The sequence below is a fragment of the Microvirga sp. P4_G7 genome (assembly GCF_056401005.1).
This window is the reverse complement of sequence record NZ_JBFUKD010000054.1, coordinates 1-10314: the sequence shown is the minus strand read 5'-3', so window position 1 is coordinate 10314 and position 10314 is coordinate 1. Positions and strand designations below refer to the sequence as shown.

Below are 10314 nucleotides of genomic sequence, written 5' to 3'. Positions count from 1 at the left end.
GCGTCATCGTGCTCACCCACGGCAGGCAAACGCGGGTGATGCCGTTCGATCCGTTCGATGTCGATCTCGAACACATGGATGCTGGGAGCGCCGTGAAGGCGCCGATGCACGGCAAGCTGATCGCGGTCTTCGTGAAACCTGGAGACAGGGTTGAGAAGGGGCAGCGGCTTGCCATCGTCGAAGCGATGAAAATGGAACACGCTCTTGTTGCGCCCTTTGCGGGCGAGATTGCCGAGGTGTCGGCGGAAGAGGGCGCCCAGGTCGCTGAGGGCGCACGCCTGATATCGCTCACGACCGAAGAATAAGTGCGGCCAGGCAGGAGGCTCGAAGCAAGAAACGGAGTGCACGACGCAGCGTGGAGGGCCAAAGCGGAGGTCAGTGTCCACGAGGCAGGTGCCATGAAGCCGATCATCAACCGCAGCATGAATTCGCTCGAATGGTTCATGCTTGTCGTCCTCTCCGTGCTGTGGGGAGGCTCGTTCTTTTTCACCGGGATCGCCGTCAAGGAGCTCCCGCCGCTCACCATCGTGGCCATTCGCGTCGGCCTGGCGGCTTTGCTTCTTTATGGAATCATGCGGGCAATAAAGCTGCGGTTTCCAACGGATCGCCGCATCTGGATTGCATTCTTCGGCATGGGCCTGATGAACAACGTCATCCCGTTCTCGCTGATTGTCTGGGGCCAGACGCACATTGCAAGCGGCCTCGCCTCGATTCTCAACGCGACGACGCCGCTCTTTACGGTGTTGGTGGCGCATGTTCTCACGCGTGACGAGAAGATGACCGGAAACCGGCTGATCGGCGTCATCGTCGGCTTGATCGGGGTTGTTGTCATGATCGGCCCTGATTTCCTGGCTGGTTTGGGCAACCATCTGTTCGCTCAGTTCGCTGTGTTGGCCGCGGCATTCTCGTACGCGCTCGCCGGCGTGTTCGGACGCCGGTTCAAAGCGATGGGAGTCGAACCAGTGGTCACGGCGGCGGGGCAAGTGACCGCCTCGACGGTGATCCTCGTGCCCCTCGCGCTCCTCGTGGACCGGGCATGGCAGCTCCCTGTGCCGGGGATTTCCACATGGGCCGCCCTGATCGGAATCGCGGCGCTTTCAACCGCGCTCGCGTACATCCTCTACTTCCGCCTTCTCGCGTCGGCCGGGGCGACGAACCTGTTGCTCGTTACGTTCCTGATCCCGGTCAGCGCGATCGTTCTCGGTGCGTTGGCATTCGGCGAGAGGCTCGATGCGAGGCATTTTATGGGAATGGCGCTGATCGGCGCCGGCCTTGCGGCGATCGATGGGCGGCTCCTGAAACGGCACAGTCCAGCAGCTGCGCCTGAATCGTTTCAGGGCCGCGACATTTGATCTGCTTGGACCTCCAACCGGAAGCCTGAGGCTTTCGCGACGTCGAAATCCGTGGTTGAAGGGGCCATGCCGCTTCATCTCATCAAGCTTTGCGTCGGCTGCGAGTCGATCTCGGACCTCGAGGAATGGATCGAGGAGAACCGTGCGCAGCATCGCCGGATGCGCCGGGATTACGAGCAGACCCACACGACGCGCATGATGCCGAAGCGGGTCGACRAGTTGCTCGACAAGGGATCCCTCTATTGGGTCATCAAAGGGCATGTCGCGGCCCGCCAGAGCCTTCTCGACATCCGCTCCTTTACGGATGGGGAGGGGATAAGCCGCTGCCGCTTGGTGCTCGATTCCACTGTTGTGCCGGTCGAGCCGCGGCCTTACCGTCCGTTCCAAGGCTGGCGTTATCTGGCAGCGAAAGATGCGCCGCGCGATCTCGGGCGTGATTCCGGCGATCTCGCCGAGATGCCGGAGGAGCTTCGGCGGGAGCTCGCGGGACTTGGGCTGTTGTGAGACGAACTTGGACTGCTGTGAGACGAACTTGGACTGCTGTGAGACGCAATGGGGCACACGTGATATGAATCGCGCGATGACGAAACTTTCAATCACGATTGCCTTCGGCGTTTTGCTCGTTTCGGCTCCCGCTTTCGCGAAAGATTGCCGGGTGAGCGGCCCGAGCCACGAAGGTCTCGCCGTTTCGCCGACCACCTGTTCGACAACGCACACCCAGAAGAAGCCACACCTTCCCTCACGGGAGGATCGGCTTCGGACGAGCAGGAACGGATTCATCGATCTCGGCAATGGGACTCAGGTCCGCATCAGTGGCCGAGTCCAGGCGGAAGTAGGCTTTCGACGCTGAAACCGCTCGATTGAGACGCATGGTCTCTCGCGAATTTCCAATACACTTAGGGCGTAATCAGCAAAAGTGGATACCGACTCGCGGGGTGATCAGCCTCCATCTTAGGTAGAGCTTCGCAAGATCTTCGCGCCGTACCATTTCCACTTTGGCGAGACATGCACTAGCCTTTGTGCGTATGGAACCGCGACGCTGCGATTCGCATTGGCTTAACGGTTGAGTAAGCGGAGGGAGCAATGCTTCTGACGGCATCCGAAGGGCGGCATTGGCGCTACGAAGTGTGTGAGCACGAGGACGGATATCTCGTCCAGATGCGCGATCTCGAAACCGGCGACCTCGATCAACAATTCTCGACGCTTTTTCGCACGATGCCGGTGGCTTTCGCCTATGCCGAGATGTCGGCGGCCTATGAGCGACTCGCCGCGGACGAAGAGGAACCGATCAAGGATCACCAGATCCAGATCGACGTAGAAATCTCGGAACGCCATTTTGTCGATCTCAGCGACAGGCTGCACGATGCCGGCCTGAATGGCATCGTCATCGAAAGTTGGGAGAGGGAAAGCCGCCGCGGCACCGCCCGCCTCCTTCACTAAAACGTCGCGCGGGTCTAAGGACAAGGCGGGCGGGTTTCGCTGCTCGCAGGAATTCAGTCATGCTTGAGCGCAAACCGGCGCCCGCGGCCCCTCTCGTCGTTATCGACCTCCAAACAGGCATGTTCGACGGCGTCGTGCGCCCTCCGATCCATGATTCAGTCGCCTTGGCCGCACGTGTTCGGGCCGTGATGGATTGGGCGCGCCTTGCGAATCGACCAATCGCCTTCATTCGTCACGATGGAACAGAGGGCGCGGCTCTCGCGCCAGGCGCGCCCGGTTGGCCGGTGTGGCCTGGTCTTGGCCAAGCCGAGGACGAGCCTACCTTCGCCAAGAGCGTCGGGGATGCCTTCAGCAATGCGGCCTTCGCCGATTGGGTGGCAGAGAACGGCGCTGACGAGGTCGTGCTGCTCGGCGCGCAGACCGACCATTGTGTCGCGGCGACCGTCACCGGCGCGATGAAAGCCGGACTCAAAGTGACCGTCGTCTCCGACGCCCACAGCACACGTGATTTCGGCGGTGAGACAGCAGACGCGATCATTGCGCGCCACAATGCGGCTTTTGCCGACGCTGGGGTAAACGTGGTGAGCACCAAATCGCTTATTGCAATCTGAGTGCCCAAGTTCATGTCATGGCCGGGCTTGTCCCGGCCATGACATCTGGTAGGGCGGAGCGCCCCAACCCCACCGGTCTTCAGCGCTGCCCTTGCAGAAGCGGCGTGATGCGCCGCAACGTGACGCGCCGGTTCTGACGTTCGGCCGATTGCGTGTTGACCTTCAGATATTGCTCGCCATAGCCCTGCGTCGTGAGATTTTCGGCGGGGACGCCAAAGTTCTGACTGAGGATGGTTGCGACGGTTTCCGCACGACGATCCGACAGGCTGAGATTGTCTTCGTCCGAGCCGACCGCATCGGTATAGCCCTCGACGAGAAAGATCTCGTTCGGATTTGCATCGATCACGCGCTTGATGGCGCCGCCAATTCCGGTGAGTGCGCCGTATTGACCGGGAGCGAGATCCCACGATCCGGTGTCGAACGTGATGGTGTCCACGTCCACGCGCCTGACGCGATCTCGCAAGACCGGGCTGTAGCGCACTTCGTCCAGCGTATAGGGCCGCTCGATCTGGACGAGGGGAGGCGCCGAGAACGCCTCATAGAGATCCTCGGATGAGGCGCCCTCGACTTCGACGATATATTCGTCGCGCGGAATGCGCACCACGGGTGGCGGCAGGTCAAGAACGTCCCGTGGCAGGAATCCATACGGGAAGCGCGGTCGGCCGGGCATCTGGTTCTGGATCAGGACGACCTCACGGCCGCCCGGGTCGCGCCGGAGGCGACGGAGCAGATTGCCGTTCTCGTCGCGTTCCGTGATGATTTCCGCGCCGTTCGGCTGGCGGAAGATGGTGATCCGGTCGTCGCCGCGCCGCTCTTGACGGTAATCAGCATCGCCGTAGCTGCGTCGGAACCGGTCGTTTTCGTCATGACGGATGATGAGGCGTCCACCGTCGCGAATGATCGTGCGATCACCCGGCTCCTCGATGATGACCCTCCGGCCACCATCTTCGGACCGCTCGCGTCGCTGGCGCCGCATATCATCGAGATTGCCGCCCGGGAACACGCCAGGCACCAATCCCTGCACAGCGCCTGGAACAACGCCTGGAACAACGCCCGGAACAACGCCTGGGATGCCGCTCGGGCCGGGTCGTCCGTTCGGTGGCATTCCAGGCCGCTGCGGCTGTCCTTGCTCCAGCGGCCGGCGTCCGAACTCACCCGGCCGTCCGGGAATTGCTCCTTCCGCAGGCGGACGCTGGAATCCTGGTTGTCCGGCTCCGGGCATTCCGGGACCCGGTGTCGGCGCGCCAGGGATCGGCGCGCCCGGACGAGCGACTGGCGGACGGCCATCCGGTGTCCCAGGGCGGGGCGCCTGCGGCTGGCTTGGAAGCACCTGCGGCTGGCTTGGAAGCGCCTGCGGCTGAGCCGGGGTCGCCTGTGGCTGGCTCGGGGCAGCCTGCGGTGGCTCTCCAGGACCAGGGCGTTGGGCTTCCGGACCTGCGGGGCGTCGGCCCGGCTCGCCGGGACGGGCGCGCCCACGATCGGGCGTTGGCTGTACTTGCGCCGGTCCCGGAGCGGGAGGGGTTGCAGCAGCGGGAGGCGCAGCGGCAGGCGGTGTCGCCCTTTGTTCTACAGCGGGCGCTGAAGGTCTGCGCTCGGCTGGCGGGCCCGGACGGGGACGCTCCGGCTGTGGAGCTGCATTCGGCGCTGCGGGCATAGGTCTCGGCTGACCGGGCTGTTCCATGCCTGGACGACCCGCCGGGGGCATTTCCGAAGCCGGCCTTTGCTGGCGCGGTGCGCGCTCCATTTGCCCTTCCGGACCGCGTCCTTGCCCAGGACCTTGCGTAGGCCCTCCTGGCCCGCGTTGGGGGCGATCACCCTCGGCTCCAGGTCTTTGCTCTCCAGGACGTCTCCTGCGTGGCTGATCCTGATCTTGATCCGGGGCGGCCTGCGCGAGCTGGATGGTCGAGGGGGAGACGTCGAGCGCCGGAGCGGCGGACACGATCGACGCAAGGCCGATGAAGGAAAGGGCGGTGGTCGTGAGCAGCAATGAATGAGTTCGCATGATATCCCGATTGAAACTTTTCGAATCTCGACAACTCCGCATGGCGGTGTTTGTGCCCGCGAAAGCTGGTGACGAACCGTGGCAATTGAGTGTCCAGCCCAGACATGACATTCACAATGCTTCGTAACAGTCTGTGAATTAGGGATAAATACTACGTGTTTTGTCCACCCCTCAGACGGGGCGAGCGCTTGTGGTAAAGACAGGCAGGAACGATTAAGTCGGTGAGGAAGGCGGGCAGGGAGCCACCATGCAATGGACCGATGAGGGCATCGTTCTCGGTGTCCGCAAGCATGGCGAAACGAGCGTCATCCTCGAGGTGATGACGCGTGACCACGGCCGCCATCTCGGGCTCGTCCACGGGGGACGATCGAAGACCCAGCGCCCGGTGCTGCAACCTGGAAACGGTGTCCAGGTCACCTGGCGGGCGCGGCTGGACGAACATCTTGGTGTTTTTCATGTAGAGGGCATGGATTTGCGCGCGGCCCGCCTCATCCCGATGCCGCTCGCCCTCTATGGTCTTGCGACCCTGTCCCACTTCATGCGCGTCCTGCCGGAACGCGATCCGCATGAAAACCTGTACGAGGCGCTTGTCGCCCTGGTCGACCATCTCGACGATGCCGACCTTGCGCCAGCGCTCTTCGTGCGGTTCGAGTTGGCCTTGCTGGCGGATCTCGGGTTCGGGCTGGACTTGGGCTCCTGTGCCGCCACCGGTCGCACGGAGGATCTCGCCTATGTGTCGCCGAAGAGCGGACGGGCAGTGAGCTCCTCCGCCGGGGAACCTTACAAGAACAAGCTCCTGAAGCTGCCCGGTTTCCTCATCGGCCGGCCGACGGGAAACCGCCCGAACGAGGCGGATCTGAAGGCAGGATTTGCACTCACCGATTTCTTCCTGCATCAGAGCGTCTTCGAACCGCGCGGGCAGGCCATGCCGGCGGAACGCGCCCGTTTCATCGCGCTCGCCACGACAAGCGACGTTTAGCCTAATGAGTTTGAGCTAGCTTTGTTTCTGATATGTTCGCATTGATCATGACGACTGATTCGCTTCGAGGGATTTCGTTCAATGGGTAAGCCGGTCAATCCGCCCTCCGGCGGAGAGATTGAAGACATCAATCTCAAGGACGCTCTCGAGGAGCGCTATCTCGCCTATGCCTTGTCGACGATCATGCACCGGGCGCTGCCGGATGCGCGGGACGGGCTGAAGCCCGTCCACCGCCGCATCTTGCACGCCATGCGGCTGTTGCGCCTCGATCCCAAGTCCGCACCGAAGAAATGCGCCCGCATCGTCGGTGACGTGATGGGTCAGTACCACCCGCACGGCGACCAATCGATCTATGACGCCTTGGTGCGCATGGCGCAGGATTTCGCGCAGCGCTATCCGCTTGCCGAAGGGCAGGGCAATTTCGGCAATATCGACGGCGATAACGCCGCCGCGATGCGTTACACCGAAGCGCGCTTGACGGAAGTGGCGCGCCTACTCCTCGACGGCATCGACGAGAACGCCGTCGATTTTCGCGAAACGTACGACCAGACCAACGAGGAGCCGATCGTGCTCCCGGCGGCGTTTCCGAACCTGCTCGCCAATGGATCGCAGGGCATCGCGGTCGGCATGGCGACGTCGATCCCGCCTCACAACGCGGCGGAGCTTTGCGACGCTGCCCTCTACCTGATCTCGCATCCCACCGCGACGTCGGAGCAGTTGGTGAATTTCGTACCCGGCCCCGATCTGCCGACAGGCGGCATCATCGTCGAGGATCGCGCCTCCATCATCGAGACATATCGCACCGGCCGCGGCTCGTTTCGCGTCCGAGCGCTCTGGGAGAAGGAGGACGGCGGGCGCGGCACGTGGAACATCGTCGTCACCCAGATCCCCTACGCTGTTCCGAAGTCGCGCCTGAYCGAGAAGATCGCCGAATTGCTGCAGGACAAGAAGCTGCCGCTCCTTGCCGACGTGCGCGATGAATCGGCGGAAGACATCCGCATCGTCCTGGAGCCGCGCTCGCGCACGGTCGATCCGGTCATCCTGATGGAATCGCTGTTCAGGCTCACCGAGCTCGAAAGCCGCGTTCCGATGAACGTCAACGTGCTGTCGCGCGGGAAGGTGCCGAAGGTCCTGAGCCTTGCCGAGGCCTTGCGCGAATGGCTCGATCATCGCCGCGAGGTGCTGGTGCGCCGCTCAAAATTCCGGCTCGATGCGATCGACCGGCGCTTGGAGATCTTGGGCGGCTTGCTGATCGTCTATCTCGACCTTGACCGAGTGATCAAGATCATCCGGGAGGAGGACGAGCCGAAGGCCGAGCTGATGCGGTTCTTCAAGCTCACCGAGGTTCAGGCGAACGCGATCCTCGACACGCGCCTGCGCTCGTTGCGCAAGCTCGAAGAGATGGAACTCAAGCGCGAGCAGAAGAGCTTGCGTGAGGAAAAGGCCACGATTGAGACGCTGCTTGGATCGGACAAGATCCAGTGGCAGACGATCTCGACCCAGATCCGCGAAGTCCGCAAGGCGTTCGGTCAGGACACAGCCCTCGGCAAACGTCGGACGCAGTTCGCGGCAGCGCCCGATACGTCTGACATCGATTTCTCGGAAGCGATGGTCGAGCGCGAGCCGGTGACCGTCATCGTTTCGGAAAAGGGCTGGATCCGCGCCATGAAGGGGCACCAGGCCGATACGAACGCGGTGCAGTTCAAGGGCGACGATAGCCTGAAGACTGCGTTCTTCGCCGAAACCACGTCGAAAATCATCGTCGTGGCGACCAACGGCCGATTCTTCACCCTCGACGCCTCGAAGCTTCCCGGCGGTCGCGGCTTCGGCGATCCCATCCGCCTGATGGTGGATCTCGACGAGGGCGCCGATTTCATTGCGGCCTTCCCGTATCGGCCGGGCACGAAATTGCTCGTCGCGGGCACCGACGGGCGCGGCTTCGTGGTGCCGACGGACGATGTCATCGCCAACACCCGCAAGGGCAAACAGATCCTCAACCTGGATGCACCGGCAATCGCGGTGGTGTGTGCGGACGCGGAGGGTGACCACGTGGCCATCGTCGGCGAAAACCGGAAGCTCCTGGTTTTCCCGCTCAGCCAGGTTCCGGAAATGACCCGCGGTAAGGGTGTCCGCCTTCAGCGGTATAAGGACGGCGGCGTTTCCGACGCGAAGGCTTTCACCCTCAAGGAAGGGCTCACCTGGAAGGACACGTCGGGCCGCACCTGGACGGTGGACAAAGCCGATCTCACGGAGTGGATCGGCAATCGCGCCGAAGCCGGCCGCCTCCCGCCAAAGGGTTTTCCCCGCAGCAACAAGTTCGCGTAAGGCGGGATACGGGACAGGGATTCGCCCTCCAGTGATGACAAGTTGAAGAGGAGGCATCCCTCGTTCTTGTCGGTACAGAGCCATGGGTTCCCTTCCCCTGCTTGTGGCCGGGAATGAAACGCTCCCGCCTCCGCCCATGTCGGGGCGGAATGGCTGGATCATGGCATCTCCATTTGCGAACCAGGGCCGAAACCCTTAAGTCACTGTGATGACAGATGCCGCCCGGCGAGAAGGTTCTCATTCATGGCCGTCGTTCTCGATCTTCTGAAAAGGGATGTCCGCCCGCGCCATCCGGAAAAGGCGCATCGGCCGGACCAGCCGATCCAACGGAAACCTGATTGGATTCGCGTCAAGGCGCCAGGCTCTCCCAAATGGGCGGAGACGAACCGGATCGTGCGCGAGAACAAGCTGGTCACGGTGTGTGAGGAGGCCGGCTGCCCCAATATCGGCGAGTGCTGGGAGAAGAAGCACGCCACGTTCATGATCATGGGCGACACCTGCACCCGCGCTTGTGCGTTCTGCAACGTGAAGACCGGCATGCCTCAGGCGCTCGATGCCCACGAGCCGGAGAACGTCGCCATCGCCGTTGCGAAGCTCGGTCTGGAGCACGTGGTCATCACCTCSGTCGATCGCGACGATCTCGCSGATGGYGGCGCGCAGCATTTCGCCGACGTSATCCATGCGATCCGGGCGCGCAGCCCCAAGACGACGATCGAGATCCTGACCCCCGATTTTCTGCGCAAACCCGGCGCCCTCGAAGTCGTGGTCGCGGCACGGCCGGACGTGTTCAACCACAATCTCGAGACCGTGCCCTCGCGGTATCTCACGGTCCGTCCTGGCGCGCGCTATTTCCACTCCATCCGCCTGCTCCAGCAGGTCAAGGAGCTCGATCCGACCATCTTCACGAAATCCGGCATCATGGTCGGCCTCGGGGAAGAGCGGAACGAGGTGCTCCAGCTGATGGACGATTTGCGTTCGGCGGACGTGGATTTCATGACCATCGGTCAGTATCTGCAGCCGACGAAAAAGCACCATCCGGTGATCCGTTTCGTCGAGCCGACCGAGTTCAAGGCCTTCGAGACGACGGCTTACGCCAAGGGCTTCTTGCTCGTATCGTCGACGCCGTTGACGCGCTCCTCCCACCATGCAGGCGAGGATTTCGCCAAGCTCAAGGCCGCACGCCTCGAGCGACTTGGCGGCTGAGAGCACGCGCATGCGCCGTATTCTCGTGATCGGCTCGCCCGGCGCGGGCAAGAGCACGCTGGCCCGGCGGATCGCCGAGGAACTCGGCCTGCCGTTGATCCATCTCGATCGCGAGTACTGGTCGCCCGGTTGGGTCGAGACGTCGCATGACACGTTCGCGACGAAAGTCGAGCGGCTGGTCGAAGCGCCGGCCTGGGTCATGGACGGCAACTACTCGTTCACCTTTCCAAGCCGCCTGCGGCGCGCCACCGACATCATCTGGCTCGATCTCCCGCGCTGGCTCTGCATGCTGCGCGTCCTGAAACGGGTAACGACGAATTTCGGCCAAACGCGGCCCGACATGGCCGAGGGATGTCCTGAAAAACTCAACCTGGAATTTCTCAAGTTCGTCTGGGGCTATCC

General features: G+C 62.7%; 10 protein-coding genes. 9 read left to right on the top strand and 1 reads right to left on the bottom strand.

The genetic code is table 11. The features are described 5' to 3' along the window. The 5 genes from AC1DT3_RS04910 to AC1DT3_RS04890 all read left to right on the top strand — a co-directional run. On the top strand, nt 1–305 hold a 305-nt coding region (locus AC1DT3_RS04910; protein ID WP_477464125.1), incomplete at its 5' end, for an acyl-CoA carboxylase biotin carboxyl carrier protein subunit. A 93-nt stretch (nt 306–398) separates the two neighbouring features. Continuing rightward, nucleotides 399–1352 (top strand): DMT family transporter, encoded by a 954-nt coding sequence (locus AC1DT3_RS04905; RefSeq protein ID WP_477464124.1) that lies wholly within the window; start codon nt 399–401, stop codon nt 1350–1352. 66 nt (nt 1353–1418) lie between these two features. Then, nucleotides 1419–1856, top strand: a complete 438-nt coding sequence (locus tag AC1DT3_RS04900; protein WP_477464123.1) for a DUF1489 family protein — start codon at nt 1419–1421, stop codon at nt 1854–1856. Between the two features lie 579 nt (nt 1857–2435). Next, nucleotides 2436–2792, top strand: a complete 357-nt coding sequence (locus AC1DT3_RS04895; protein WP_477464122.1) for a hypothetical protein — start codon at nt 2436–2438, stop codon at nt 2790–2792. A gap of 59 nt (nt 2793–2851) precedes the next feature. Next, the gene (locus AC1DT3_RS04890) at nt 2852–3403 is read left to right on the top strand and encodes an isochorismatase family protein (protein WP_477464121.1); all 552 of its coding nucleotides are present in this window, start codon (nt 2852–2854) and stop codon (nt 3401–3403) included. Nucleotides 3404–3482: 79 nt separating this feature from the next. Here AC1DT3_RS04890 and AC1DT3_RS04885 read toward each other — a convergent pair whose 3' ends face one another. Further along, entirely contained in the window at nt 3483–4415 is a 933-nt protein-coding gene (locus AC1DT3_RS04885) for an OmpA family protein (RefSeq protein ID WP_477464120.1), read from the bottom strand. Nucleotides 4416–5652: 1237 nt separating this feature from the next. Here AC1DT3_RS04885 and recO point away from each other — a divergent pair. From recO to AC1DT3_RS04865, 4 genes are all read left to right on the top strand, one after another. Next, nucleotides 5653–6384 carry a DNA repair protein RecO gene (gene recO, locus AC1DT3_RS04880; RefSeq protein ID WP_477464119.1) on the top strand — a complete coding sequence of 244 codons (732 nt, stop codon included), beginning with the start codon at nt 5653–5655 and terminating at the stop codon, nt 6382–6384. Between the two features lie 81 nt (nt 6385–6465). Beyond that, on the top strand, nt 6466–8709 hold the full coding sequence (gene parC, locus AC1DT3_RS04875; RefSeq protein ID WP_477464118.1) for a DNA topoisomerase IV subunit A: 2244 nt from the start codon (nt 6466–6468) through the stop codon (nt 8707–8709). A gap of 243 nt (nt 8710–8952) precedes the next feature. Beyond that, nucleotides 8953–9912, top strand: coding sequence for a lipoyl synthase (gene lipA / locus AC1DT3_RS04870; RefSeq protein ID WP_477464117.1), 960 nt, complete (start codon nt 8953–8955; stop codon nt 9910–9912). A 10-nt stretch (nt 9913–9922) separates the two neighbouring features. Continuing rightward, the coding region (locus AC1DT3_RS04865; RefSeq protein WP_477464116.1) for an AAA family ATPase at nt 9923–10314 on the top strand (392 nt) is incomplete at its 3' end.